Source organism: Gemmiger sp. An120 (assembly GCF_002160955.1).
In the GTDB taxonomy this organism is placed as follows: Bacteria; Bacillota; Clostridia; order Oscillospirales; family Ruminococcaceae; genus Gemmiger_A; species Gemmiger_A avium.
Genome location: NZ_NFLN01000015.1, coordinates 23,964 through 49,254, shown reverse-complemented (window position 1 = coordinate 49,254; position 25,291 = coordinate 23,964). Strand labels below are relative to the sequence as shown.

22 protein-coding genes are annotated in these 25,291 nt (G+C 58.1%); 11 read left to right on the top strand and 11 right to left on the bottom strand.

Annotated elements, in window-relative coordinates; genetic code table 11:
- The first annotated feature begins 33 nt into the window (after positions 1–33).
- The 3 genes from B5E65_RS11960 to B5E65_RS11950 all read left to right on the top strand — a co-directional run bounded on the left by B5E65_RS11960 (position 34) and on the right by B5E65_RS11950 (position 2,002).
- Entirely contained in the window at positions 34–753 is a 720-nt protein-coding gene (locus B5E65_RS11960) for a metallophosphoesterase (RefSeq protein WP_242957548.1), read from the top strand.
- A gap of 44 nt (positions 754–797) precedes the next feature.
- The gene (locus B5E65_RS11955) at positions 798–1,226 is read left to right on the top strand and encodes a hypothetical protein (RefSeq protein ID WP_087172000.1); all 429 of its coding nucleotides are present in this window, start codon (positions 798–800) and stop codon (positions 1,224–1,226) included.
- A 212-nt stretch (positions 1,227–1,438) separates the two neighbouring features.
- Positions 1,439–2,002 carry a TetR/AcrR family transcriptional regulator C-terminal domain-containing protein gene (locus B5E65_RS11950; protein WP_087171999.1) on the top strand — a complete coding sequence of 188 codons (564 nt, stop codon included), beginning with the start codon at positions 1,439–1,441 and terminating at the stop codon, positions 2,000–2,002.
- Positions 2,003–2,181: 179 nt separating this feature from the next.
- Here the strand turns inward: B5E65_RS11950 and B5E65_RS11945 are convergent, their stop codons facing one another.
- The gene (locus B5E65_RS11945; RefSeq protein ID WP_087171998.1) at positions 2,182–3,183 is read right to left on the bottom strand and encodes a GGDEF domain-containing protein; all 1,002 of its coding nucleotides are present in this window, start codon (positions 3,181–3,183) and stop codon (positions 2,182–2,184) included.
- Between the two features lie 340 nt (positions 3,184–3,523).
- On the opposite strand from B5E65_RS11945, the gene B5E65_RS11940 reads away from it, so the two are divergent.
- From B5E65_RS11940 to B5E65_RS11915, 6 genes are all read left to right on the top strand, one after another.
- The gene (locus B5E65_RS11940; protein WP_087171997.1) at positions 3,524–3,997 is read left to right on the top strand and encodes an RNA polymerase sigma factor; all 474 of its coding nucleotides are present in this window, start codon (positions 3,524–3,526) and stop codon (positions 3,995–3,997) included.
- A complete protein-coding gene (locus tag B5E65_RS11935) occupies positions 3,994–4,647 on the top strand; it encodes an anti-sigma factor family protein (protein WP_087171996.1) in 654 nt (217 codons plus the stop codon). Before B5E65_RS11940 ends, B5E65_RS11935 begins: the two co-directional genes overlap by 4 nt.
- Before the next feature lie 119 nt (positions 4,648–4,766).
- Complete coding sequence (locus B5E65_RS11930; protein WP_087171995.1) at positions 4,767–5,297, top strand: FtsX-like permease family protein; 531 nt, start codon at positions 4,767–4,769, stop codon at positions 5,295–5,297.
- Positions 5,297–6,562 carry an FtsX-like permease family protein gene (locus tag B5E65_RS11925; RefSeq protein WP_087171994.1) on the top strand — a complete coding sequence of 422 codons (1,266 nt, stop codon included), beginning with the start codon at positions 5,297–5,299 and terminating at the stop codon, positions 6,560–6,562. The genes B5E65_RS11930 and B5E65_RS11925 overlap by 1 nt, the downstream gene beginning before the upstream one ends.
- Positions 6,549–7,229 (top strand): ABC transporter ATP-binding protein, encoded by a 681-nt coding sequence (locus B5E65_RS11920; RefSeq protein ID WP_206406309.1) that lies wholly within the window; start codon positions 6,549–6,551, stop codon positions 7,227–7,229. Before B5E65_RS11925 ends, B5E65_RS11920 begins: the two co-directional genes overlap by 14 nt.
- Entirely contained in the window at positions 7,216–7,602 is a 387-nt protein-coding gene (locus B5E65_RS11915; protein ID WP_143403021.1) for a hypothetical protein, read from the top strand. Before B5E65_RS11920 ends, B5E65_RS11915 begins: the two co-directional genes overlap by 14 nt.
- 70 nt (positions 7,603–7,672) lie before the next feature.
- Here the strand turns inward: B5E65_RS11915 and B5E65_RS11910 are convergent, their stop codons facing one another.
- The 3 genes from B5E65_RS11910 to B5E65_RS11900 form a co-directional block, all read right to left on the bottom strand.
- Positions 7,673–12,415: a right-handed parallel beta-helix repeat-containing protein gene (locus tag B5E65_RS11910; protein ID WP_087171992.1), complete on the bottom strand. Its 4,743-nt coding sequence runs from the start codon at positions 12,413–12,415 to the stop codon at positions 7,673–7,675.
- Positions 12,416–12,579: 164 nt separating this feature from the next.
- Positions 12,580–14,340, bottom strand: coding sequence for a M56 family metallopeptidase (locus B5E65_RS11905; RefSeq protein WP_087171991.1), 1,761 nt, complete (start codon positions 14,338–14,340; stop codon positions 12,580–12,582).
- 22 nt (positions 14,341–14,362) lie between these two features.
- Positions 14,363–14,734: a BlaI/MecI/CopY family transcriptional regulator gene (locus B5E65_RS11900; protein ID WP_158098590.1), complete on the bottom strand. Its 372-nt coding sequence runs from the start codon at positions 14,732–14,734 to the stop codon at positions 14,363–14,365.
- 147 nt (positions 14,735–14,881) lie between these two features.
- Here B5E65_RS11900 and B5E65_RS11895 point away from each other — a divergent pair, with 147 nt between their 5' ends.
- Both B5E65_RS11895 and B5E65_RS11890 read left to right on the top strand, forming a co-directional pair.
- The gene (locus B5E65_RS11895) at positions 14,882–15,871 is read left to right on the top strand and encodes a 1-aminocyclopropane-1-carboxylate deaminase/D-cysteine desulfhydrase (RefSeq protein WP_087171989.1); all 990 of its coding nucleotides are present in this window, start codon (positions 14,882–14,884) and stop codon (positions 15,869–15,871) included.
- A 20-nt stretch (positions 15,872–15,891) separates the two neighbouring features.
- Positions 15,892–17,322, top strand: a complete 1,431-nt coding sequence (locus B5E65_RS11890; RefSeq protein WP_087171988.1) for a Na+/H+ antiporter NhaC family protein — start codon at positions 15,892–15,894, stop codon at positions 17,320–17,322.
- 64 nt (positions 17,323–17,386) lie between these two features.
- Here B5E65_RS11890 and B5E65_RS11885 read toward each other — a convergent pair whose 3' ends face one another.
- The 7 genes from B5E65_RS11885 to B5E65_RS11855 form a co-directional block, all read right to left on the bottom strand.
- Positions 17,387–18,346, bottom strand: coding sequence for a carbohydrate kinase family protein (locus tag B5E65_RS11885; RefSeq protein ID WP_087171987.1), 960 nt, complete (start codon positions 18,344–18,346; stop codon positions 17,387–17,389).
- A 9-nt stretch (positions 18,347–18,355) separates the two neighbouring features.
- A complete protein-coding gene (locus B5E65_RS11880) occupies positions 18,356–19,042 on the bottom strand; it encodes a D-lyxose/D-mannose family sugar isomerase (RefSeq protein ID WP_087171986.1) in 687 nt (228 codons plus the stop codon).
- Between the two features lie 54 nt (positions 19,043–19,096).
- A complete protein-coding gene (locus B5E65_RS11875) occupies positions 19,097–19,735 on the bottom strand; it encodes an SGNH/GDSL hydrolase family protein (protein WP_087171985.1) in 639 nt (212 codons plus the stop codon).
- Positions 19,732–21,090 (bottom strand): FAD-dependent oxidoreductase, encoded by a 1,359-nt coding sequence (locus tag B5E65_RS11870; RefSeq protein ID WP_087171984.1) that lies wholly within the window; start codon positions 21,088–21,090, stop codon positions 19,732–19,734. The genes B5E65_RS11875 and B5E65_RS11870 overlap by 4 nt, the downstream gene beginning before the upstream one ends.
- Positions 21,074–21,646 carry a hypothetical protein gene (locus tag B5E65_RS11865; RefSeq protein ID WP_087172015.1) on the bottom strand — a complete coding sequence of 191 codons (573 nt, stop codon included), beginning with the start codon at positions 21,644–21,646 and terminating at the stop codon, positions 21,074–21,076. Before B5E65_RS11865 ends, B5E65_RS11870 begins: the two co-directional genes overlap by 17 nt.
- Before the next feature lie 14 nt (positions 21,647–21,660).
- Positions 21,661–23,811 (bottom strand): hydantoinase/oxoprolinase family protein, encoded by a 2,151-nt coding sequence (locus tag B5E65_RS11860; RefSeq protein WP_087171983.1) that lies wholly within the window; start codon positions 23,809–23,811, stop codon positions 21,661–21,663.
- 135 nt (positions 23,812–23,946) lie between these two features.
- The gene (locus B5E65_RS11855; RefSeq protein ID WP_087171982.1) at positions 23,947–25,248 is read right to left on the bottom strand and encodes a C4-dicarboxylate ABC transporter; all 1,302 of its coding nucleotides are present in this window, start codon (positions 25,246–25,248) and stop codon (positions 23,947–23,949) included.
- Between the last annotated feature and the right edge of the window lie 43 nt (positions 25,249–25,291).

Here is a 25,291-nt window from a genome sequence, read left to right as displayed (position 1 = left end):
GCGTTGGCTTTTGTATAATCCCCGCCAAGGGGAATGAAAGGGTTGGTGTGCAGCATGGTGTTTTATACCGGTGACACGCACGGTGATGTTACAGGGATTGTAGAGTTCAGCCAGCGTTTGCAGCTAAACCCCAGCGACACCTTAGTAATTCTAGGCGATGTGGGGGCTAACTACCATCTGAATGGGCTGGACATGTATATCAAGGAGCAGCTCAACACCTGTGGTCCCACAGTTCTGTGCATTCACGGCAACCATGAGTGCCGGCCCGCCAACGTCCCCGGCTACCTGCTGCAGGACTGGAACGGCGGACAGGTATATGTGCAACCGGAGTATCCCCGTGTCCTGTTTGCGGTGGACGGCGAAGTTTACACGCTGGCCGGGCGGGATCATCTGGTAATTGGCGGCGCCTACAGCGTGGACAAGGACTACCGCCTGATGTGGGGATTCCACTGGTGGCCGGATGAGCAGCCTGACGAAGCAACAAAGGCTAAGGTGGAACAGGTACTGTCCGCCCGGGATCGGAAAATTCCTGTAGTGCTGAGCCATACCTGCCCTTTCAAATACGAGCCGACAGAAGCCTTTTTGCCCGGTATCGACCAAAGTGGTGTGGATGACTCCACCGAGCGATGGCTGGATACCATCGATGACCGTCTCAGCTGCGATGCCTGGTACTGCGGGCACTGGCATATTAACAAACGGAGCGGAAAAATGCACTTTTTGTTTCACGAATTTGAGGCAGCGCCGGAAATATAACTGGAGAGCATGCAATCTACATTTGGTACAGGAGGAAAACAGAAATGCTTACTTCCCATCAAAAGGCATCCGACATCGTACGAGAAAAGCTTCTGGCAAACGGCGGCACTGCTGTTTGCCTTCTTCAAAAGGGTGCGCCCTGCACAGTCACCCTTACCGACAGCGGACGTGCTTTTACCAGCGATAAATTGAACCATCATACGTTCAAGTATGATCTTTTTGTCTTTGATGTAATTGTAGATCTGCTGCAAAATTCTCCGCAGAGAAGAGCCCCAAAAGGAAACGCCCATGGCCGGGAAGATAAAGTCGGACGTGGACACTGCACAGCCGATACCGTAGTCGGTGCTATTGCAATCCAATATTTTGGCAAGAAAACCGGCGAATCCTGCTTTGACCCGGTATTTGTTCTGGCTGCCGTTCTGGAATGGGCTGGCATCGCAAAAAATGGCCGGGGCTATCTCCAACTGCTTTGAGGCAAAGCAATGTGCTTTTTCGCATAGAAACTTGCTTTCAGATAAAGTGTACTATTTTTTGCAGCGCGAATGGGGCAATTTGAACCCGCTTGTTTATTGGCTGCTCTTCACAGTTCGAGTGCTGTCTCTGTTTTCATCGTGCCTGCTCTGTGTTATACTGGCAACAGAGCGCAGCCCCATCAGCAGATACGGACAGGACGGGAGGGTACGGAATGTCTGCTTCAGAAATTACCAAGCGGCATATTGCAACCACACTGAAAGAAATGGTACGGCAGCAGGGGTTCTCCTCGCTGTCGGTGGGCGAGTTGATTCGCCGCTGTGATATCAGCCGCAACACGTTTTATTACCATTTCCGGGACAAGTATGAGGTTGTCAGCTGGATCTTTTACGACGAAATCCGCCCGTTTTTAGCGCAGTTTGACCGGCTGGAAAACTGGACCGCAGGGCTTTCCGAACTGTGCCTGTATCTGCAGGCAAACCGTGAATTCTACATTCCGATGCTGGAGGTCGAGGGGCAAAACAGCTTTTGCGAATGCCTGACCCAGTTTTATCAGGACCTGATTTATGCGCTTCTTCTGAAACAAGGTGCGCATGCGCTTCAAGAGCGGCAGATGCAAACCGTTTCCCGGTTTATTGCTGCAGGAATTGTGAGCGAAATCCGCCGCTGGGGACATCGCGGCATGAAAAGTGACCCAGCCCCGGCGATTCAGATGCTGCGGGAACTGTTCTCCGGCCAGCTTCTGAATGAACTGCACCGGATGGATCAGCCGCAATAATCGGGTGTTCAGCCTGCCAGTTTTCTGGTTTTTTATGCTTTCTTTCTGCTATAAAAAAGCGGACGATTCGATTGAATCGTCCGCTTTTTATTACCAGTACAGTTTACATACTGCAAAAGGCAAATCCGCACCGAACGGCAGTTCTTTGATTTGTCCGGAAAGCCCTCTGCAGGCAGCATTTACTGCCGCCGGCTTTTTCGCCGGTCATGCTCACGCGCACTGTAAAATGCCGTTTTTTCCTGGTACATCTGTCTGTCCGCTTCGTCAAACTGTTCTTCGATGTCACAATGGCTGTTTCTCCAGGATATACCGACGGAAACGCTGATGCCGTCCTTTTCCATATTCTCTTTCATGGCCGCGATTGCTTTGTAGAACACATCCTGCTCCCATTCCGAATCAACAACCACAAATTCATCGCCGCCTATGCGGTAGCATTTTCCTGCAAACGCATCCGCGATATGGTTTGCGGTTCGGACAATCAGACCATCTCCGGCACGGTGTCCCCTGCCATCATTGACAAGTTTCAGCCCGTTTAAATCGACAGCTGCCACCCCCAACCGGGAAAGATTGGCTTTTTCAAGATCCTGCCGGTCAAGGTTAAATTTGTTCCGGTTGAACAGCCCTGTCAGGGAATCCTCAAATCTGAGTTTTTCCAAAAGCTTTGTCTGCTCTTCGATCTTTGCCTTGTACTCGTCAATGCATTTCTGAAGGTATTCGTAGGTATACTGTCCCATCTGTGCCGGGAACCCTACATCCTGCTGTGTCATTTCGGAATACGGATTGGAAATATGAATATGGCAGCAGCGGGATGTGTGGTCTTCCCAACGGAAAACAGCCGTAATACGCTGGTGCACGCGCAGATAGATATTTGCAGAGGGATCCGTAGCAATCCAGGCTCTGCCGCTGCAGACATATACATCCGGCGAAACATCAACCACGTCATATTCTTCGTCCCAGATGTTGCATTTGGGAATCATATTGACAAATTGCCGGAAAATACCGGCGATTGTTTCGGTTCCCACATTATACTCGTGCTCACCTGCTCCAAACCAACTCAGTTTATCATCAAACAGCCCGATAATCGCTTCTACATCGTTCTCACAATAGTGCTTGTGAAACAAGAAACTGGTTAGTTCTTTGACTTTTTGTATCTTTTGATCCCTGTCAAGAGCGTTTGTCATCCGTTACCTCCATTCTTGTCTATTCTCGCAGGCAGCTGGCCGCATGTACTGCATTGACAGGCTGCAAGCCCCCTCTTCGTTGTATATCAAAATTAATATTTTTCATTAATTTTATATTAGTTGTGATTTTGCTTACCGTCAATAAGTAATACTCATTCCTAAAGTCAACTATTGCATTCTTCCGGCTGTATACCCGCAAAGAATCATCCATATTGTATGCAGTTTGCAGACAAGTCGATGCTCCACACAGCCTGTTTACGGTGTTCAAAAAATAATTTATGATTTTCTGTAACGATTTGATAGTTCGTTCGTCTTAGTAATCGGAAAGCGGGGTGAGCGGGTGAAGGATTTTGAACAGGTATATTCGGACTATTACGACATGGTGTTCCGGTATGTTGTGTCCCTGTGCGGGGATGAACAGTGGGCGGAGGAAATTACCCAGGAAGCCTTTTTCAAGGCCCTGAAGCACATCGGCTCGTTCCGCGGGGAGTGCAAATTGTCGGTCTGGCTGTGTCAGATTGCCAAGAACACCTTTTACACCATGGCAAAACGGCGGCAGCGGCAAGTGGAGATCGTGCCGGAACTGCCCGCAGAGGAAGAACCGCTCGAGCAGAAGCTGCTGGACAAGGAAACGGCCTTGCAGATTCACACAAAACTGCACAAGCTGGAGGAGCCGTATCGGGAAGTGTTCTGGATGCGAACCTTTGGTGAGTTATCGTTTCGGGAAATCGCGGCGCTGTTTGGGAAAACCGAAAGCTGGGCGCAGGTCACCTACCACAGAGCCAGACTGAAAATCAAGGAGGGAATCGTATGAACTATCCTTGCGATGTAATCCGGGATCTGCTGCCCCTGTATCTGGACGGGGTATGCAGTGAGGAAAGCCGCCGTGCGGTGGAAGCGCATCTGGCGAAATGCCCGGACTGCCGGGCCTGTCTTGCCGAGTTACAGGAAACTGAAAACATTGCCATTTCTGAATCCTCTGCCGGGCAGGAACTGAAGAAAGCAGCTTCTTTCCGAGGGGTGAAAAAGCGGCTGCTGCGCCGGCAGCTGCTTGTGGCAGCGGCCGTGGTGGCTGCGCTGCTTTTGCTCGCCGGCGGAACGGTGGGCCTGTTGAAGCGGTCGGTTCAGATGGTGGAATACCGGGACAACCTGTCGGTTTCGCTGACCGACGTGGATCTGGTTGGACGGCTGCGGGGCAGCCGATACGATCATCTGCGGATCAAGACCGTTACTCTGGACGGGGAGCAAACCTGCCTTTTCTTCTGCCTGTGGGACACCCGATGGGATGATCTGACCACCAGTGATGAGGTCTATTCAGAATTCACCTTAAGCTACGCCGGTAAAGGCGCGGAACAGGTGGATGTCGTATACTATTATACCGGCGATTATACCGGGCTGGAAACGCTGGACGAAGCCGGATTGCAGGAGGTTCTGGCGCAGTCGGTATGTTTGTGGGAACAGTAAAACAGATACAAGAGCCGCACCGGGATTTTTCGGTGCGGTTTTTCTTTTTCTCCGGACGTGTGTAACGGATCGGCTGCTGCGCGGTCTTACAGGCAAACATACAGAAAGAGGTGGTCCCTATGCGGCAGGTTCTGCGGCGGAACTGCCGGCCAACAACAATTTTGCTGATGGGCGGTTTTGCTGTTTCCCTGACGGCGGTATTGATCGGCATCAGTTCGGTGGATGCCGTACTGAGCGCACTGGCGCAGACCGGCAGCGAGGCCCCCATTTATGCCACTATGCAGAATACCGGGCTTTCGCTGGCGCTCTCTTTATATCTGTTCTCGGTTGTGAACGGGTTTGCGGTTACCAACTACTGGATTGTGAGCCGGCGGCGGGAGATGGCGGTACGAAAAGCGTTCGGCTGGTCCAACCGGCAGCTGATCGGACTGGTGATTCGGGAGATGGCCGGACAGCTGGGCGGCAGCCTGGGAATCAGCGGTCTGCTGCTGGCGATTCTGGCCCGGGAGAGCAGCGGGGCGTTTTCGCTGCGGCTCACCCCGTTTTTTCTGCTGGGTACAGGGGTGCTGCTGATGATGACCTTGTTTCTTGCCCTGCTGGTACCGGGTATCCGCATCTTGAAAATCCGGCCTGCGGAGGTAGTTTGCTGATGAATGTACGGTTCTATTGGGCTGTTCGGGAGGTTCTGCGGCAGAAGCGGCGCACGCTGCTGTTGTTTTGTGTCAGCTTTGCGGCAATGCTCACCGTTTTAAGCGCCCTCACCAATGCAGCCGCGGCGTTCTGGCAGCAGGATACCTTTGCGGACAGTCTGGCTTTTCCCCTGGAAACGATCCTGCATCTGGATTACGGAGATATGGAAGAAAACCCTTCCCTGCCCCATACGCTGCGCCAGTATCGGGCGTATATTGCCGGGCTGCCCGGCGTACAGGCGGTGGGGCGGTTCGATGCCACCGGGATGTATTTTGCCGAGTTGAAAGACCGGGCAGACTATCAGGCTGTCAACAGCCGGGTTCTGGCGGGCGGGAAGTATGAGGATTATCCCGGTATCAGCCAACTTCTCAGCGTAGACGAAGCGCTTCTGCCTTTTGTGCAGGGCAATCTTACGGAACACGCGCAGTCTGCTTCCGGTGCGCTGCCCTTGTACGCCAGCGAGGTGTTTGCCGGGATTCTGCCGATAGGCACTCGCCTGACCGACGAGCGTACCGGCGAGGTTTACGAGGTGATGGAATATTTTCCCCGGGGCAGCCGCTGGGTGGAGGAGGACGATCTGATCCGGTTCCCGATGGTTTCTTTGGACGGGTGGTTCATTGCCCCCTTTGCCCCATCCGCGGACGGGGATCTGATGACCCAGCTGTCCTGCCTGCACAACACCTATGTGCGGCTGGATACCGATGTAGACCTGAACGCGGTGACGCAGGCGATACAGACCTATCCGGCGCAGCATGGGTTTGCGGCAAAGGCGGCGCTTCTTGCAGAAGAATTCCACGCCTACTGCCGGGAAACCGGCGTATTCACCCGGCGGCAGACGGCACTGGCGGCGTTTGTAGCGGGGATGGCAGCGGCTTCGCTGCTCTCGGTTTCGGCAACCGGCATCCTGCTCAAGCGCCGGGAATACGGCGTTCTGCTGGCCTGCGGCTTTACCCGGCGGGATCTGGCGCTCTGTATGGGGCTGGAGCTTCTGCTGGTTGCGGCGCCGGCCGCTCTGGCGGCCTGGCTGTACAAGCTGCGGGAGTTTGCCGGAAGCGACGATCTGTTCCGGGATATTCTGCTGGCGGCCCACTGGCGGGTTTCCCTGCCTTTATGCCTGGCAGCCGCCCTGCTGCTGACCATCGCAGCAGCAGCGATACCGGCGGCCATGATTTTGCGGTGTCAGCCATCTCAATTGACAGGAGGAGAAGCCAATGGCGCTGATTGAACTGGAGAATGTAACCAAGGTCTACCATAGCGGCGGCACCGCATACCCGGCGCTGCGAGGTGTAAGCCTTTCGATCAGGACCGGGGAATTTGCGGCGATCATGGGGGCATCCGGTTCCGGCAAAACCATCCTGCTGAATCTGATCGGCTGCATGGATCTTCCCACCTCCGGCATCTATCGGTTTGACGGGGTGGACATGAGCCGCGCCGGAGAAAACCAGCTGGCCCAGATCCGCGGCCGCCGGATCGCCTTTGTATTCCAGAATTTCGCCCTGCTGGACCGGTACACTGTGCGGGAAAACGTGGAGGTTCCCCTGCTGCGGCAAGCCCTGCCCCGGGCAGAACGGAAAACGCGCGCCATGGCGGCGCTGACCGCTGTGGGGATTGCCGGACTGGCACAAAAGAGGCCCGGCGAGCTTTCCGGCGGGCAGAAACAGCGGGCTGCGATTGCCCGGGCCATTGCCTGCGGTGCGGAGGTATTGCTGGCGGACGAGCCCACCGGTGCGCTGGACAGCCAGACCGGCAAGGAAATCATGGATCTGTTTGCCCGGTTTCATGCCCGGGGCGGCACGGTTGTGCTGATTACCCACGACCGGCAGGTTGCCGCCTATGCAAAGCGGCAGATCACAATCCAGGACGGGAGGATTATCCAGGATGAAATGGTGTAAATGTTTGATGGCAGCACTTCTGGCGGCTGCTCTGGTTGCCTGCGGCAGCCAGCCGGACTACGAGCTGCGGCAGAATTTTGAGTACCACTTTTACCCGGAAGAGTATGAGGAAGCGTATTCCCGGGTGGAAAAGGCCCTTGTGCTGGAGGATGGAACGGAATATCAGGTGAAGATTCAGGCCAGCTGCGAAAGCGGAACCCTTGCTGTATCGGCAAGCTGTGCGGGAGAAGAATGGGCCTACACCGTCAGTCCGGAGGAACCTTGTGCGGAAAGCCTTTCCCTTTCTGCCGGCAGCGCCGGGCAGGCCGACTTTGTCATCACAATCGAACCGGATACCCGGGGCAGCGTAATCGTGGAACTCTGGGGCCGGTAATCCAACATAAATGCCCTCGCCCGGCTTGCGCCGGACGGGGGCATTGGGTTACTGTCAGACTGCAGACAGATTATTCTCCGCGGCGGCGGGTGAGGAAGAACACAGCCGCAGCCACCGCTGCCAGTGCCAGGCCCGCCAGAATCAGAGGCGCCGCCAGAGAACCGCCCTGGTTGGACGCTGTTTCTTCCGATGCCTCGGGAGAGGACTCGGCCGGGGCGGAGGAATCCGGTGCGGATTCCGCAGACTCGCTGCCGGACCCGGCAGGCAGAGTTTCCTCCACCGCCAGATAGTAGACCGAGCAGTGCTCCAGCGGCAGCTTTGCCAGGCCGTTGGCATCCACCTCCACGGTGGCGATCCGCTCGGGGTCACCCGCGGCGGGCAGGTAGAACAGGCCGCAGCGGGTATTGGCAAAGATGGCGGGATCCACGGTGATTTCCAAAATGGCCTTGCCGGGCAGCGCACCGGAGAACGCGGTATCCAGTGCTGTCATGGGGGCATCGCCGGTATAGCTGCGGATTCGGTCCAGCGTTGCCTGATCCAGCTGGCGGTTTACCGACACGTCAAAGACGCCGCCGGGCAGCTCGCTGCTGACCAGATCCGCCCGGTCAAAGACCCAGGCGCAATCGCTGCTCTCCAGACGCAGGACACCCTCGGTGCGTTCCATGAGCAGCGCAAACGCCGTCTGGCTGATCTCGGTGCGGTCGTTCAGCCGCAGAACCACGTCACCCGGCTGGGCCTTGAAGGCGTCCATTACCTGCTGGGCGCTGTACAGGTTGTCCTGGGTATTGTCGCTGGACGGATCGTCCGGCTTCTGGGTATTGCCGGTCTGACCGGGTGCCGGGGTTGCAGTGGGCGCCGCGCTGGGGGCCGGGGTCTCACTGGAACCACCGCCCGTGGAGCCGCCCGAAGAACCGCCGTCCGGGGTGGGGGTAGGAACGGGCTCGGAAATGCTGGTCAGTTCACCGCTGGTGATGACATACTCCGAGCAGTGATCCACCGTGATAATGTACTCATTGGTTTGCGCGTCGTATTTCACTTCCACCACTTCGGCGGGTACGATGGTGCCGTCCGGCTTGACCCAATAGAGGAACAGGTTGTTCACGTCACCGTCGGGCACATCGGTAGCCTTGATGCGGATGGTAGCACGGCCGGGCAGTTCACCGTTATGGCTCAGGTTGACCTCCTGCCGGATCTTGTCCTGATCCTCTTGCGGCAGCTTGTCCACGGTGCTCTGGCCCTTATCGGACAGCTCATCGGACAGGTTCAGGTTTGTTTCAATACCGGCGTTGGTAATCTCCGGGAAAGCCCAGGAGGCAAATTTCTTGCCCTCGTTGTTCTGGATGGGGGCGCTGACCGCCAGCCCATCTTTCTGCAGAGCGGCAAAGGCCTCGGCGGTGAGCAGCAGGGAGTCGGTCTCGCCGCTTTCCGGCTGCTGCAGGGGCAGCACGGCGGTGCCATCCTGCACTTCGGTGGTAGTCAGATCCACATTCAATTTGCTGTGGGCCTGATCCAGGTAGTAGGGCGACGAATAAACGGTGACATCCTGTTCGCCGTCCAGATTTGCCTTGATGGTATCCCCCGTTCTGATGACATAATCGCCCATTGCGATCATGGCAACCGACGGGCCGGTCTTTACTTCGCCGTCCACCATACCCCAGAAGTTCTGGGTCATGGACTGCTGGATGATCACATCGCCGTACGCCGAATACTGGCCCGCAACGTCATAGTCGTTTCCGCTGAAATCGCAGAAGCGGGTAACGCCATAATACAGGCGGGCGATAATATTATCGGTAAAGAGGGTGTTGAAGCAGCTTACCCACTCAGCGCCCACCTGACAGTTCTGCACCGTGCAGCCCCGCAGATAGATGCTGTTTTCGTGGATGCCCTCCACGCCGATCACACAGTTGCGGATGGTGCAGTTTTTCAGGGTATACGGAGCGGGTACCCGGATCATGGAGTGCATGTCACAGGTATGGGTCGCGCCGCTGCGCACCCCTTTGCCGTCGATGACAATATTCTCCAGCACCAGCGAAGCATTGTAGGGATTGATGCGCACGATAAAAGATTCCTGCTTCATATTCGCTTTTGCCAGCGAATCGGACGTACCGGCACCGGGGGTACCGGTGAAGATGGCCGGGTTCTTGGGGTCTTTGCTGCGGAGGATGACGTTTTTCTGCTCGATGACCAGATCCATGGCATACTCACCGCCCGCCAGCTCGATAACGGTGGGGATGTCGGAGGTGGGCAGGCTGTCCAGAATGCTCTGGAGAGTCTCGGGCGTTGCGGACTTGGTCTCCACCGCGGCGTTGCTGACGACCTTGAAGGTATAGCCGATGGTGGCGGTTTTGGTGCCGGCCACATCCGGGGTCTTGAAGGTGATGGTAGCGGTGATATTGCAGCTGCCGGTCTTGCCCATGGGGGTGATTTGGACACCGAAAGCCGCATCCGAGTTGTTTTTCTCGTCCTTGAGATCCGCTTTGTTCAGGTTCTTGGTGATCTTGAGGATGGTGGGATCGGAGCTTTCAAACTCCACCTTCTCCACCAGCTCGCTGCCAAAAGTGCAGCCCAGCCGTTCGGAACCGTCGTACGACTCGTAGCGGCCATAGAAAAACAGTTCGAAGGGGCCGTTTTCCACAAAGCGGGCACGGGCCACATCCAGCGCTTCAAAGTTGAAGCTGCCGTTGGTGTAGGCGTACTCCAGGTCGTCCATCAGTTTGAATTTCACGATACCCGTTCCGCCGCTGAGTATATACTGGCCGAAAGCGGCCGCGTTGCCGAAGTTGACGAGGATCTGAATATTCTTTTCCGGGGCGGTGCCGCTGCCCGGCTTCGGGCCGGTGGGAATGGAGATGACCGCCTGGCCCGGCACCTGGTTTTCCTTGTAGACGATACCGATGCAGGATTCGTTCTCGGCCCAAAGCACATGGATATTCTGGGCCGCGTCACCGGTGACCGTGACTTCGCCGGTGATTACCGGGATACTGGGATCGTTACCGCCCTGTTCGTCCATATTCTGGCCGCCCAGGAAGAAGCTGCTGTTCTGCTCGAAGGAAGGCAGCTTTTCCACGCCCCGCTCGATCACCGTGCCGTTATAGAGAATCGTCAGGAAGTCCTCATAATGGGTACCTGCGTTGACCGGCTCGCTGCCCACCGTCTTGCCTTCGCACAGCATATTCAGTTTGACCGAATTGCCCTCCCCGATGGCGCGCAGCGGGAACAGCACATAGGCCCATACCTGACGGGTAGTGCCGTTATCGTAATACGTAGTCGGCGCTTCCAGGGTATAGAACACGTCGTCAAAGCTCTCTCCGTCTTTCAGGCCGCTGCAGGTAAAGGTGAGGCCGCTGTTGGCCAGATCTTCTTTGCTGTCAGCCAGGGTACCGTCCTGCATCACAGGGATGATCCGGTAGGAACCAGCAAAGGCGCGGGTAAAAGAACCGGTCCCACTGCGCTCATATCGATAATAATTGGGCTTCATGGTCAGGGTAAATACGCCGCTCCATTCATTGGCTGCCGTATAACGGCCATCAGCGGCCAGACCCAGTTTGGAAACCCACTCATCATCCCGGCCCGTGGATTCATAGCGCAGTTCCACCGTCCGGCCGTCCTCCAGCACAGTGGCAGTCACCCCTTCTGCCAACTGGGAGATATCCAGATCTTCCATGGTGACAGGATAGGTTTCCGTATCGATGGGGAAACCCATCGAGCTGTACTTATACAGGCGCAGCTGCACGGTAACGGAACTGCCGGCGAAAACCGTCGGGCTGGTGTTCACGCTCAGTGCGCCATTTTCCACCATGTACCAGACAGCCGGGGTCTGCAGCTTCTGATGGGTGTAGGTAAGCTGCTGGCTGTGCGTTTCCCCGGTAACCTCATCTGTGAAGGAAAGCTCACCGGTCAGCTGTGCGCCGATTTCCAGACTGTCCAGAGCTGCGGTGGCCTTGAGGTGGACCGTCTCTCCGCCGAAACGGAGCCAAGGCTCATCCACCAAGGTAAAATAGGTTTCCAGGCCGCCGGTAATGGAAACGTCCGATGCCAGCGGGAAGGCGCTTTCTCCCGATACAGGCTGAACCTCATCCTCGTCCCACCACGGGCTGCTGAACCGAAACAACCCATCGCCCTCATAGGTGATAACAGCCGGGTTAGAAAGGCTCCCGGTGTTTACGCCCGAGGACTTTTTCAGCTGCTTGGTTAAGGTGATGGTCTGGGCTTCCTGCCCGTCGGGGGCATAGGTGATGCGGATCTTGTACGCTGTATCGTCCTTGTGCGCCGTCCAGAACTGACGGCACGCCTCGGTGTCCAGGAACGTGTTGATCAGCATAGCGCCGTAAAAATCGCTTTGAAGCTGCGCCCGCATCACGTCGTCAGAAATGGGCTCGTCCCCCATGGTGAGATATTGAACCGTCACCTTGGATTTGGACACCGGATCAACCTGACTGCCGTTCTTTATATGCAGGTAATAACTGGTATTCCCCATCGGCAGCGTCCCGCCGTCAAAAATATATTCATAGCCATCTGCACCCCAATTGCCCACGCACAGGCCGCGGCCTTCCGCGAGGGGCTCTGCGTCCGGCGCTTCTTCGGGTACTTTGCTTTCATTGGACACCGCGGGGACAACCTCCTCCGCCGGCTGGGTTTCAGGCTCATCCTGTGCCGCGCTCTCCGCTGGCTGCATCTGGCTTGCGTCAGGTATGGCTTCCACCGTCACGCCGTCCTGGGCGAACGCCAGCGGCGACAGTGCACTGGCTGTCAACGCAAGGCAGAGCCCCAGGGCCGCAATCCGCCGGACAAGGCTTCGTTTTTTCTGCTTCATCACGTTCCTCACTTTCCCCTGTTCGCCCGGGCGGGCGATCAGGTGCACAATATTATTATATCGCGATAAAATATTTTATCTTGATATAACCATCCGCTGATGAAAGGATACATCATTCCCGCAGAAAAAGCAATAGGTTTTTTACCTTTTTGTACTGCAAAAAATCAGGCTACTTTGGTCAGCTGGCATTCCAGCTTTGTTTCGGGAAATACGCTCATGGGATCCCGGTAGCTTTCCACTGTAACGGTGGTATGCCCATTTTCAGCCTGGGCAAACTCCACCGGGTAGCAGGCTTCCCTCTCTAATTCAGAAAGGTAATAGCAATCGGCGGCCGCGTCGTATACCGCCGGGTCATCACAGAAAAAGCCATCAATGGCAAAATACTCGTTTGCCAGCTGCGCCATGCGTTCCCGGGTAAATGGGGAAGTTTCCCCTTTGTCGGCTATAGCGCTCTGCATGCACACCTTTGCCACCGTCACGGGCGAAAGTCCACCGGCGGTAAAGCTTTTGTCCTCTCCGCCCCCGTCCAGGCTGCCGGCCAGGCGTACTGCCAGACGCACCGCTTCGTTTGTGTCCTCCAGCAGGCGGATATCCTCGTACTTTTTCTGGGGCATCAGGCAGGTGACAAACGGCTCATCCCGATACCCGGTTTGGGACAGGCGGGCCACCAGCACGCCTTCGCCCTCGCTGTACACACCGCCGCCCTCCAGCACCTCCACCGTCAGGTACACCTCCGCCGAATGGTTGCTGTTGCAGTAAAGCCGCGCATCCTCCACACGCAGATGCACACCGCCAAGCGGCGCATACACCGGCTCGTAATAGGCCGGATCCATGCTGGCAAGCTGCGCCAACTGCGCGGCGTCACCGGTTTCCAGCGCCGTAACCAGCTGCCGGGCGGCAGAACGGAACATCTCCCGCTGCTGCTCCCTCACAAAGGGCGAGGATACCGGCAGGTAATGGCCATCCGCCAGCACGGGATTGGTCAGGGCACAGGTAAACACCCCGCAGACCACCACCGCCAGCACCATTTCTGCCCACGGCGGCAGCTGCTGCCAGTTCAGCGCCCGCAGGATCCGCTGTTTGGCCGCACTTCGGCCAAAATTCGCGTACTGCAGAGAATGCCGGCGGGTATCCGCCCAGTTCAGCAGGGTCTGGGCATACTCCACCCGCCGGTCCGAGTTCAGAAGCCCCAGTACACGCTCATCGCAGGCGGCCTCCATATCCTGGATCATAAGCCGCCGGGCCAGCCAGGCCAGCGGATTGAACCAATGGAGGATCGCCGCCGCTGTAAACAGCTGCAGAACCATGTAATCCCGGCGGCGCACATGGGTCAGTTCATGCAGCAGAATATACTCGGTGCCCTCCGTCTGCCCCTGCATCTTGACAGGCAGTGCGATCTTCGGGTGAAGAAAGCCAAATACCAGGGGCGCCGCTACCGCCGTGGTGTAGATTACCGGAACCCGTTTTCCCCCTGTTGCACGGGCAAACAGGGACTCCATGGCCGTGAGGTCGGCGCTGCGGCCATGGGCCAGCTTTTTGCGCAGCAGGAAATACCGCGCCAGCACCCATACCGCCTGTATCACCGCCACAGCAGCCCACAGACCGGCGGCAAATCCCAGCAGTTCTTTTGTAACCAGATGCTCACCGCCTGCCACGCTTTGCAGTACCGGCTGCTGAGGATCAAAATACGTTACCGAAAGCAGGACGCCGCCGGGCGTGGACAGGGATTTCCCAAACAGATTGAACAGGCTGGCCGGGCTGGGCAGCGAATAGGGCACCAGCATACGGAACAAAAGCGGCAGCCAGAGAAGATACAAAAAGCCCGCGCTGCCAAGACCACGCAGCAATCTGCGCAGCAGCAGCACGAGCAAAAACAACACGCTTGAGGCAATGCTCATATTCAGGATGGAAACAAACAGTTCCATGGTTGTTGTGACGCCCTGCCTCTCAGTTTTTGGTTCGTTTTTCGTCAATCAGGGCCTGCAGCTCATCCAGCGTTTTATCCGAGAGCTGCCCCGAATTCAAAAAGTTTGCAAACAGACTGGCAAAACTGCCGCCAAACATCCGGTCCACCAGCGTATTGGTTTCGGCACTCTGCACCTGCTGGCGGGACACAATGGCGGTAACATTGTATTTGGGGTACTCCCGGGAGATGGCGCCTTTACCCTCCAGGCGCTTGAGAACGATATAGGTAGTGCTTTTTTTCCAGTTATATCGCTTCAAAAATTCCTCAGCCAGATCCGCGGCCAGGCAGGGGCCGTTCTCCCACAGATACTCCATTACCAGCAGTTCTGAATCAAAGATTTTGATCTCACCCATTCGTTTCCCTCCCATTTTATTCATATAAATTTATCTTCAGTTTACCCGTCACGCCATCGAATGTCAAGGCCGCTGCAATTCCCTTTGACTTTACTACTTCATCTTGCTATAATGCTAATGCATTATATTTGAAAGGAAATCAGATCGATGGAACCGCTGGAGGAATTTCTGGCAAAGGTACCCCGCGCACAGCTGCTGCCCGGCCCTACACCGCTGCATCCCATGGCCCGTTTTTGTGTACAGCCCGGTGTGCAGCCGCTGATCAAGCGGGATGACATGACCGGCATCGGGCCGGGTGGAAACAAGATCCGCAGTCTGGAATTTTTGCTTGGCCAGGCGATGGCGGAAGGCTGTGACTGCGTGCTGGCAGCCGGACCGGAACAGTCCAATCTCTGCACCCTGACGGCCGCTGTCTGCGCCCGGCTGGGGCTGGCCTGCGAGCTGGTGCACAACAGTGACCGCCCCGAACAGGCCCGGGGCAATCTGCTGCTGAATCGCCTGCTGGGGGTACGCTCTCATTTTCTCGGGCCTGTCTCCGGGGAGGAGCGCAACGTCTGGATGGAGAAACTGAGCGAACAATACCGCCAGCAGGGACGCCGGCCTTTTGTTGTGCGCAACGGCGCATCCACCGGCTGCGGGGCACTGGGATACGCGGCCGCCGCCGTGGAGTTGCAGAAACAGTGCCGGGAGATGGGGATTTCGTCCCTGACGTTGTTTGCCCCGGGAGGCAACGGCGGCGTGGCCGCCGGGCTGGTTTACGGCAACGCGCTGCTGGGCGGTCCTTTCCGGATTGTGGTGGTAAGCGTGGAGGATGAAGCCCCCGTGCTGGAGGCCCATATGGAAACGGTGATCCGGCAGGCGGAAGCCATTACCGGACTGCCTTGTCCCGCGCCGGTGCACCAGCTGTGCACCATTACCGACCAGTACCGGGGCGGCGGCTGGGGAATCAACACCCCGGACAGCGCTGAAATGGTGGCAGCCTTTGCCCGGATGGAAGGTATCTTTATTGAAAACGTATACACCAGCAAGGTGCTGGTGGGTATGGAAGACTGGGTGCGGACGGGAAAAGCCACCGGCGCGGTATGCTATCTGCATACCGGCGGATTTGGTTCCCTGTTCAGTCAATACGAGGAGTAAGAAAATCAGGAGGAATCGTTATGGAATATGGATTTTTGACCCTGCTACCGCCGATTATCGCGATTGTGGCGGCGGTTGCTTTCCGGAAGGTGGCGCTGGCGCTGCTGATCGGTATCTTTTCCGGTGAAATGATCCTGTTTGGCTGGAACCCGTTTCTGGCCCTGGACGCCACCGTCAATGAGATTCTGAACGTATGCAGCGATACCGGCAACCTGAAAACCTTTCTGTTTACCGCTTTGATGGGCGCTTTTGTTATTATGGTGGAAGTGTCCGGCGGTGTGGATGGGTTTGTAAACTACCTGACGGTGCAGAGCCGGAAGGTAAAAAGCAAGCGGGCCGCCATGCTGATTGCCTACGGCATCGGTATCCTGATCTTTATTGACGGACTGCTGAGCATTATGTTCACCGGCGTTGTGACCCGCCCGCTGATCGACAAATACAAGGTATCCCGGGAAAAGCTGGCCTACATCTGCGACGCGACCTCTGCCCCGGTAAACGCGATCATTCCGCTGAACTCCTGGGGCGCGATGCTTATGGGACTGATTGCGGCGGAGATCACCGCCGGGTTCATCTCCGGCGATCCGATGACCCTGCTGGTTGAGAGCCTGCCCTTCCAGTTCTACAGCATTCTGTCTTTGGTGTTTGTGCTGTTCTACATTCTGACCGGCAAGGACTGGGGGCCCATGAAGCGGGCCGAGCAGCGGGTGCAAACCACTGGCGCTTTATACGACGAGGGGGTCACTCCCCTGCTGAACGACCGGGACGGCATCGAGCGTCTGGTGCCTGCCGGCCAGGGGAACAAATGGAACATGATTCTGCCCCTGATCGTGCTGATCGGCGGCACCTTTATCGGGCTGTTTGTCACCGGCGGCGGCAGCATCATCAACGGCAGCGGTACCACGGCGATTCTGTACTCGGTGATCGTTACCCTGCTGTTCATGGCCGTGCTGTACACCCGGCAGAAGATCATGACCGGCAAGCAGTTCAGCGACTATCTGCTGAAAGGTGTCAGCAACATGATCAATCTGGTCTGCCTGCTGGTTCTGGCCTTTGCCATCGGTGCGGTGGTCAAGCAGCTGGAGACCGGCCTGTTCCTGGCCAGCCTGATTGGCGACCAGATCAGCGGCGCGTTCTGCCCCGCGATCATTTTCGTGCTGGGCGCGGTGATGGCGTTCGCCACCGGCACCAGCTGGGGCACCTTCTCCATCATGATGCCCATTGCTATCCCCATGGCGGCGGCCATGGATGCCAACATGCTGCTGACCATTGGCGCCGTGATCTCCGGCGGCATCTTTGGCGACCACTGTTCCCCCATTTCGGACACCACCATCCTGTCCTCCATGTCGGTGGGCACGGACCTGTTCTCTCATGTTAAGACCCAGCTGCCCTACGCGCTGGTGGTAGCCGCCCTGTCCACGGTTCTGTATGTGGGATTCGGGCTGGCGCTGTAAACCATAAAAAGCAACCCCACCGCCCGGCGAGCGTTTCGGCTCGTAAGGCGGTGGGGTTATTTTTTTATTCTTCTTCCAGGCGGCGGATAACCTCGCTGTATGCCGGGACGCTGGAGATGCCGCCGGGGCGGGTGGTGGAAAGGCCCGCACTGGTGCAGGCGAAGCGGACCACCTGGCGCAGTTCGTCGGCGTTCAGGGTCTCGGGAGATTTGCCCAGCGACAGCAGTTTCCACATTGCGCTGCCGCCGAAGATATCCCCTGCGCCGGTGGTATCCACCACCGTGATGCCGCTGAGCGCCGGGACCCGGCCCTCGGCGTTCTGATTTTTGAACACGCAGCCTTCACCGCCGCAGGTTACAAAGACCAGCTTTACCCCGTACTGGCTGAGGATATGCCGGGCGCCTTCCTCCGGGCCAAGGCCAAAGAGGAACTCCACCTCTTCGTCACTGATTTTTACCACGTCCGCCTGAGAAAGGCCCCAGAGCAGCTGGGTACGGGCTTCCTCCAGGCTGGACCAGAGGGGTTTGCGCAGGTTGGGGTCATAGCTGATCAGCTTGCCCTTTGCTTTTGCGTACTCCACCGCTTTGCGGGTAGCCGATCGGGCCGGTTCGTTTGTAAGGGACAGGGTGCCGAAGTGAAGGACCTTGGCCTCGTCCAGCAAGGACAGATCCAGTTCTTCAAAAGACAGGCAGGTATCCGCGCCGGGTTTGCGGGCAAAGGAAAATTCCCGGTTGCCGGTGCTGTCCAGCGTAACGAACGCGAGGGTGGTAAAGGTCGCTGCATCCGCTGCAATGCCCCGGGTTTCCACCCCGGCCTTGCGCAGCGTACCGATGAGCAGACGGCCGAACGTATCCTCCCCTACCTTGCCCAGCAGAGCGGTATGCGCGCCGAACCGGGCCAGCGCGGCCAGATAATTGGCGGGAGCCCCGCCGGGATGGGCCGCCATGGTGGGGTACCCGTCCGCATCCGAGCCGATACAGGTAAAATCGATGAGGAGTTCGCCCAATGCCACTACGTCAGTCATGCCGCCACCTCACTTTGCTGCCGGATACTCGTTGCACAGAAGGCGGTAGGGCGGCTCATCCTCTTCGATGGTGGGGAAACGGCCTACCGGCGGCTCAAAGCGATTGTCGGTGTTGTCATCGTTGCACTGGCTGACCTCACCCAGCAGCACCGGGCCGGTGCCCTCTTCTACCGTGAAGTCGTGGTACAGATACTGCTGTACATGGATGCTCTCCCCCGGTGTCAGCCGGATCTGGGTGCCGGCCGGTACCGTATAGGTGCGGCCATCGGTGTGGACGGTCACATCCGATTCGTAGTCAATGGACTCGTCCGGCAGGCTGTTGTATACCCGGATCAGCACATTGCCGCCGCCCCGGTTGATGATGTCTTCGGTTTTGAACCAGTGGAAATGGTTCGGGGCATACTGGCCCTCTTTCAGATACAGCAGCTTTTCCGCGTAGACCTTGGGATACTTGTCCGCCATGGCCCGGTTGCCGTTGCGCAGGGTAATGAGGGAAAAGCCCACCCGGTCAAAATCGCCCATACCGTAGTCGGTGATGTCCCAGCCCAGCATACAGTCCCGCACTTCGTCGTACTCGTGGCCCAGGGTCTGCCACTGCTCCGGGGTGAAATGGCAGAAAGGCGGCAGGTAACAGCAGTATTTCTGGCACATTGCCTCCAGTTCCCGGAGGGCTTTATTGATTTCGGAACGTTTCATGAAATAGCCTCTCTTCTCAATCGTCAATTCGGTTGCTTGCGGAAACGGCTGCTTTTATCGGTTCAGAGCGTTCCGGATCGTTTCCGCCACATGGCGGCCCAGGCGCTCAAACCCGCGCTCCGTCAGATGAACGTAATCCGCGTATTCTGCTTCGCCCCAGTCCTGCAGGAATACGTACAGGTCGTCCACCTCTACCCCCAGCGGCAGCAGTGCCGCTTTGGCCGCCTGGTTATAGCGGGCAATCTCCGCCCGGCTGCGGGGGTTCGGACCCATGGTGCCGTTCGGGTTGGGCGGTGTGGTCGTGGCAAACAGGATTTTTGCGTTGGGGAAATACCGCTGCAAGCGCCCGCAAATGCGCACCAGCATAGCGGCGTATTCCGGCTCGGTGTTCAGCGGCTGCGGATCGCCGTCCCAATGGGCGACATCCCAGTGGCCATTGTTCCAGTATACCAGCCGCACGGCCGCGGGATCGGCCACGAGTTCTTTCCAGCCCGCCAGGCTGGTGTAGGTGTACTGGGTATAGCGGCAGTTTTCCTCCGGGGCCACCAACGTGGCCTGCCCTTCCAGAGCACGCTGCAGATAGGGCTGAAACCCCATCCGTATGGAATCCCCGATCAGAAAAACCAGGTTTTCCCCTTTGGCGGCAGCCCGGGAAGGGCCGCCCTCCTCATCGTATACCGGCACGTCTCTCACCCCGCATATTCATCCAGGAATGCGCCGTCCTGCCGCAGGGTTTCCCGCAGCCGGTCGGTATCCAGCTGATTGGCGGGCTGGCCGGTCTGCACGCTCTGGGCGGCGGCGGTACCCGCTGCCTGGCCAACCGCCATCACAATGGGGGTTACCCGGATAGCGGCACAGGCTTCGTGGGTAGTGCTGATGCAGCGGCCCGCCACGATCAAGTTTTCCACCTCATGGACGACCAGACAGCCATAGGGCACCGAGTACCAGCTGCCCGGTTTCAGGTATTCGTGTTTCATGGTGGCGCCGTCCGGCGAATGGATGTCGATGGGGTAGCCGCCCATGGCGACCGCGTCCGGGAACATCCGGTTGCTCAGCAGATCCTGGGCGGTCAGCTTGTAGCAGCCGTTGATCTTGCGGCTTTCCCGGATGCCGATGTTGGGCCCGGTGGAAAGGATGCGGCAGTTTTCGAAGCCGGGAATGTGATGGCGCATAAACGCTGCGATCTGATGGGCCTGACGGCGGCCCTCGATCTCCGCATCGGTAAGCTGGAACGGGTCTACCGCCGAATGCTGCACGATGCGGGACATGTTCAGGATGAACTCACCGGGGGTATTGGTTTCAAAGCAGAGCACCATATCCCGGTCCACGTTGAATTCGCCGGCTTCCTTGGCCGCGCGGATCACCGAATAGGCACCCTGGATACCGGTGCGGGGGATCTTGTCCAGATGATCAAAGGGAATGGTAGCCAGCATGTCGTCCGGATGGGTGCGCACGTACTCCATGACCTTTTCCCGGTCCACACCGCCGACCTTGATGTTCATGGTCATGGGCTGGGCCAGGTTGTCCTTGTCGCGGCCGTAGACGCTGGAAACACCCGCATGGGTGGCCAGGTCGGCGTCGGCGCTGCAATCCAGGAAAACATCGGCGGTTACGGTAAAGAATCCGTTCTTTGCATAGAGGGTAACGGAAGTGATCCGCCCATCCTGCACCTGGCAGCCGGTATATACCGTGTGGTAAAGCAGCTGCACACCGGCTTCCAGTGCCATCTCCTCCAGCACCAGTTTAAGGCCCTCGGCATCAAAGGGGGTGATGCTGCTGGCATACCCCACAAAGTCCTCCATATGGCCGGGTGAAAAGCCTTTGGCTTTCATGCGTTCCACAATTTCGTCCGGAATGCCGCGCACCACCTGGGTATCGCCGGCATGGAAGGTCATCTGAGGGCCTACTCCCGCGCCGGTGAGCGAACCGCCCAGGTAGCCGCTCTGTTCCACCAGCAGCACCCTGGCACCCCGCCGGGCAGCAGCGATCGCCGCCGTAACACCGGCCGGACCGCCGCCGATAATGACCACTTCATAGTTCAGTTCCATCTTCTTGCGCCTCCTTCTGCCGCAGCAGGTCGTGATAGGTACGGGCAAAGGCATGCGCGCCGATCTCCGAAAGGGCGCGCAGCCCGGTCTTCCCCAGCCGAACCGGGCCAATCTGTACCATAGGGACGGTATAGTCCCGGCTGGTAAGGCCCAGTTCGGTGACCTCGAGGAAGTGGAAATACTCATGGCTGAGGATCAGATTCACCGCGGTTTCATAGTCCAGGGCATTCTGCTGTGCCCACAGTTCAATGGCTTTGCGATACAGGTTGACGCACTTCTGGCCGGAGATATAATCGCTGAAATAGCGCTGACCGCCCGCCACGAAGTCGCTGTCCTTTTCGTTCAGCTGCAGCCCGCTGTTCTGCACAATGGCCCGGAAATCCCCCGACCCGTTCTGCCGCCGGAACACCTCCCGCGCGGCCGCGCTGCCTTTCTGCCAGGCTTTTTCCACAATGGCGGCGCGGTCCTGCTCCGGAACGCGGGCATAGCAGGGATCATAGGTCAGTTCCTTGTCGGCCAGTTCCCGGCCGGGAAAGGGAAAGCGGAATTCTTCCATCGCATCCTCCGGCATTACGCGTCCACCCGCTTGGTGGCCGCCAGAATCAGGGGCTCTTCCTGCCGGCAGCCCGCCAGTTCCACATTGCCCAGGCTGGCAATCTGCTCCGGGCTCTGCAGGCCGGACAGGTCAATAATCCGCTTGCCCAGCACCACATACACGTTGGGCAGGTTGGTGCCGCCGTCGTTGTATTCGGTCAGCTCTTCCAGGATCCAGGCCAGGTCCTTTTCCCACTGGGCCACCGTGGTCTGGCGCACCCAGGCGTTGTTTTTCTGCAGGCGGATTACGCCCTCCTCGTCGATCAGACGAAGCTGGTTGCTGCTCTTCTTCACAAGACCGAACAGCTTCTTTTCCACCTTGGTATACTGCACCGCATACATCACGCCGTTCTGGGCGGCCACCTTCAGTTCCGACTTCGGAGCGTCCAGATTCTCGGCTACAATCTCCAGCAGCTTTTCCTGGTCCAGTTTCTGGTTCATCCGGTCCTTGCTGCGCATCTCGGTGGCGCCCACGGCGATGGCCCGCACAATGTTGCGCTGGGTATCCACCTCTACGCTGACCTCCACAGTGCCGGGGGCCGCGCCGTTCTGGATGGCTTTGAGTTCCGCTTCACGCCGGACGCTGATGATGTCGTCCTCGGTGGGGTTGGTCACGCTGCGTTCCACCATGTCCCGCACCATGGCCAGCGCCACGCCGATGGTGGAGATGACCGGCGCGTTTTTGGCGATGTAGGATTTATGGCCCATGGTCTGTGCCAGGTGAGGCACCACGGTGGCCGCACCGCCGCCGCCGCCCACAAAGACGGTATGCCGCGGATCCATGTCATAGTCCTTGAGCAGTTGGGCGGCAACCTTGCTGTTTTTGGCGGCCGCGTAGTCCAGCACCTTCCGGGCGGCTTCCTCCACGGTGCAGCCCATATTGTCCGCCAGGGGCTGCCAGGCCTTGCGGGCGGCCTCCACATTGCCGTAGGCGTAGTCCTCCGGGCGGACAAAGCCCGCCAGGTTGGCCGCGCCCGCCATGGTCAGCGCTACCCGGACACCGCCGGCACACTCGATGCAGGCATACTCCGGGTCGCCCTCCATCGGACGGACGGAAACCAGTTTCGGCTCCACGATCTTCTCCGCCGGGGTGTAGACTTCGTAGTCCAGACCGGCGATGTGGGCGCTGCGGGGGCCGGTGTTCACGGCTTTGCCGTTCTTGATCTCCACCATACTGCCGCCGCCGATGCCTACGGTGCGCACATCCAGGCTGTTCAGATAGGTCTTGTGGCCGCCTACTTCGGCGTACCGGATCATGACCTTGCCGTCCTTTACGCAGGAGATATCGGTGGAGGTGCCGCCCACCTCAAAGAAGATGCCGTCGGTGAGTTTTTCATACATCAGCGCGCCTGCCACGCCCGCCGCGGGGCCGGACAGAATGGTCAGGATCGGGCGGTTGCGCACCTCGTCCACCGTCATAACGCCGCCGTCGCACCGCATAACCATCAGCGGGCTTTCGATGTTGGCGGCCTTGATGCTCTCGTCGGTCATGGTAGCCGCTTCCAGCATCTTGGGCATGATGCTGGCGTTGACCACCGCCGTGCGGGTACGGATCTTGAGGCCGTACAGTTTGGAGATATCGTTGGTGGCGGTACCGGGCAGCGAGGCTTCCCGGCACAGTTCCACCGTGCGGTTTTCCTTGGCGGGATCATCCACGCTGAACGCTTCGGCCGCCACAAAGCTGGTGCAGCCGCGGTTTTTCAGCTCTTCCAGCGCCTGGCGGATGGCACCGTCCAGGTCCGCAGCGGAGGTATCCACATAGCTGTTCTCCGAGCGCAGGAACTTACCGGGGGCCAGCTCGATATCACCGATGGTGGTATCGCCTTTGCTCTTGGCGCCCTGCAGGCCCTGGCCCAGGGTGATCACGCCCACCTTGGCCACGTCGCCTTCCAGCAGCGCGTTGGTGGCCTGGGTGGTGCCGTGGGCGATGAAAACCACGTCCTCCGGCGCGATGTGGCACTGCTCCATAACCTTGTGCAGCACCTGAATGATACCGGCCGCAACGCCTTCCTTTGCGTCGTGGGTGGTGGGAGTTTTTACGACGCCGATCACCTCATAGGTGTCGTTGTCAATGGCGACGGCATCGGTAAAGGTGCCGCCCACGTCAATGCCAATGCGAACTTTCATAAGATGACCTCCACGTTTTTCTTTTTCTGGTCCTGAGGTTCAACCGAAAAGGCTGCTTTTCGGCTCAAGCCCGGGACCAGACCGGGATGTCCCCGCAGAGGCATCCCGGCTTGGCAATAGTTCCGGTTTTAAAAATCAGAAGTAGATGAACGCGCTGACCACAACGCCGATCACCGCAACCGCCCACAGGTAAGGCAGCAGCTTCTTGGTGATGCCGTTCACGTCAACCTCTACAAAGTTGGCGGTCCAGACGTTCTGGGTGTTGGTGGGGTCGCCGCAGCCCTGGATACGCTCGGCCGCGAGGAAGGCGCCCATGACAGCCAGCGGGCTCAGGGTGCCCAGCCCGATGACCAGCGCCGCAATGCCGGAGCCCAGGCCGAACAGGTTCATGGGACCACGGTACAGGGACAGAGGAGCCAGCAGGGAGAAGAAGATGATGTAGCCGATCCGGCTGGAGGGCACAACCGCCAGCAGGAAGGGATTGAGCACTTCCTTGACCATGCTGTGGGTCACAGCCAGGTACAGGATACCGATGCCGATCATCAGGATGATGGCGGGGCCGCCGTCGGTGATACCGTCGTAGCAGGTCTTGACCAGGGTGTTCATGGCCTTGGAGAAGCTCTTGGAGGTAAACACCAGGATCCAGATGATGCCGGCCATGAAGGCGGGGCAGACAGGGGCCTTGAACGCAGCCACCAGGATGATGGGGATCAGCGGGGTAACCATAGCCAGGGCGCCGCGCACACCGGTCAGCTGCTTGGTGGGGGTGGGCTCGGAAACCGGGGCGGAGAAGGCGAACTTGACGCCGTTGCGCTTGAACTCAACGAACACCAGGATCAGGGTGGCAACCGCGGTGGCAGCCAGCATGTAGATCTCGAAGCCCTTGATCTGTTCAATATCCAGGCTGAACAGGCTGGAGAAGGTCTTCCAGTTGGCGATGTTGAAGGTCAGGCCGCAGGTAAAGGCCATCAGGAAGATGCAGGCGGCGCTCATGGCCGGCACACCTACCGAGATGAGGATGGGCAGCACGATGGAGCCCACCATGATGATGGAGCCCAGGCCGCTCAGGGTGGTGAACAGCACAGCACAGGCCACAACCATGATCAGGGTCACGATCAGGGGACGGTCGCCGCCCAGCTCTGCGCTCTTTTTGATGATGTTCTCGGTGACGCCGGTCTTGTTCATCAGCTGCCCCAGCCAGGCGCCGAAGATAACCGCCATGATAGCGCTGCCCATACGGACAGTACCGTTTTCCACCACAGTCTGCAGCCAGCCAATGCTGTTGCCTTCCGCGTCCACACCCACAGCGGGAACGCCGGCAATGATACAGATGACCACCGCCATCAGCGGAAGGGCCAGCAGGGTGGGGATCTTCTTTGTCATCATAAGCGCCGCAATAATGACAAAGGCCACAATGATCAGGGAACCTTGCAACATAATGTCTACTCCTTCTTTCAGGCTTTCGCCCTTTATTCACAAC

Bases quoted from the DNA above. Each gene is read 5' to 3' on its own strand.
- B5E65_RS11960 (WP_242957548.1), top strand. From the start codon at position 34: ATGAAAGGGTTGGTGTGCAGCATGGTGTTTTATACCGGTGACACGCAC.
- B5E65_RS11955 (WP_087172000.1), top strand. From the start codon at position 798: ATGCTTACTTCCCATCAAAAGGCATCCGACATCGTACGAGAAAAGCTT.
- B5E65_RS11950 (WP_087171999.1), top strand. From the start codon at position 1,439: ATGTCTGCTTCAGAAATTACCAAGCGGCATATTGCAACCACACTGAAA.
- B5E65_RS11945 (WP_087171998.1), bottom strand. From the start codon at position 3,183: ATGACAAACGCTCTTGACAGGGATCAAAAGATACAAAAAGTCAAAGAA.
- B5E65_RS11935 (WP_087171996.1), top strand. From the start codon at position 3,994: ATGAACTATCCTTGCGATGTAATCCGGGATCTGCTGCCCCTGTATCTG.
- B5E65_RS11930 (WP_087171995.1), top strand. From the start codon at position 4,767: ATGCGGCAGGTTCTGCGGCGGAACTGCCGGCCAACAACAATTTTGCTG.
- B5E65_RS11925 (WP_087171994.1), top strand. From the start codon at position 5,297: ATGAATGTACGGTTCTATTGGGCTGTTCGGGAGGTTCTGCGGCAGAAG.
- B5E65_RS11920 (WP_206406309.1), top strand. From the start codon at position 6,549: ATGGCGCTGATTGAACTGGAGAATGTAACCAAGGTCTACCATAGCGGC.
- B5E65_RS11915 (WP_143403021.1), top strand. From the start codon at position 7,216: ATGAAATGGTGTAAATGTTTGATGGCAGCACTTCTGGCGGCTGCTCTG.
- B5E65_RS11910 (WP_087171992.1), bottom strand. From the start codon at position 12,415: ATGAAGCAGAAAAAACGAAGCCTTGTCCGGCGGATTGCGGCCCTGGGG.
- B5E65_RS11905 (WP_087171991.1), bottom strand. From the start codon at position 14,340: ATGGAACTGTTTGTTTCCATCCTGAATATGAGCATTGCCTCAAGCGTG.
- B5E65_RS11900 (WP_158098590.1), bottom strand. From the start codon at position 14,734: ATGGGTGAGATCAAAATCTTTGATTCAGAACTGCTGGTAATGGAGTAT.
- B5E65_RS11895 (WP_087171989.1), top strand. From the start codon at position 14,882: ATGGAACCGCTGGAGGAATTTCTGGCAAAGGTACCCCGCGCACAGCTG.
- B5E65_RS11890 (WP_087171988.1), top strand. From the start codon at position 15,892: ATGGAATATGGATTTTTGACCCTGCTACCGCCGATTATCGCGATTGTG.
- B5E65_RS11885 (WP_087171987.1), bottom strand. From the start codon at position 18,346: ATGACTGACGTAGTGGCATTGGGCGAACTCCTCATCGATTTTACCTGT.
- B5E65_RS11880 (WP_087171986.1), bottom strand. From the start codon at position 19,042: ATGAAACGTTCCGAAATCAATAAAGCCCTCCGGGAACTGGAGGCAATG.
- B5E65_RS11870 (WP_087171984.1), bottom strand. From the start codon at position 21,090: ATGGAACTGAACTATGAAGTGGTCATTATCGGCGGCGGTCCGGCCGGT.
- B5E65_RS11865 (WP_087172015.1), bottom strand. From the start codon at position 21,646: ATGGAAGAATTCCGCTTTCCCTTTCCCGGCCGGGAACTGGCCGACAAG.
- B5E65_RS11860 (WP_087171983.1), bottom strand. From the start codon at position 23,811: ATGAAAGTTCGCATTGGCATTGACGTGGGCGGCACCTTTACCGATGCC.
- B5E65_RS11855 (WP_087171982.1), bottom strand. From the start codon at position 25,248: ATGTTGCAAGGTTCCCTGATCATTGTGGCCTTTGTCATTATTGCGGCG.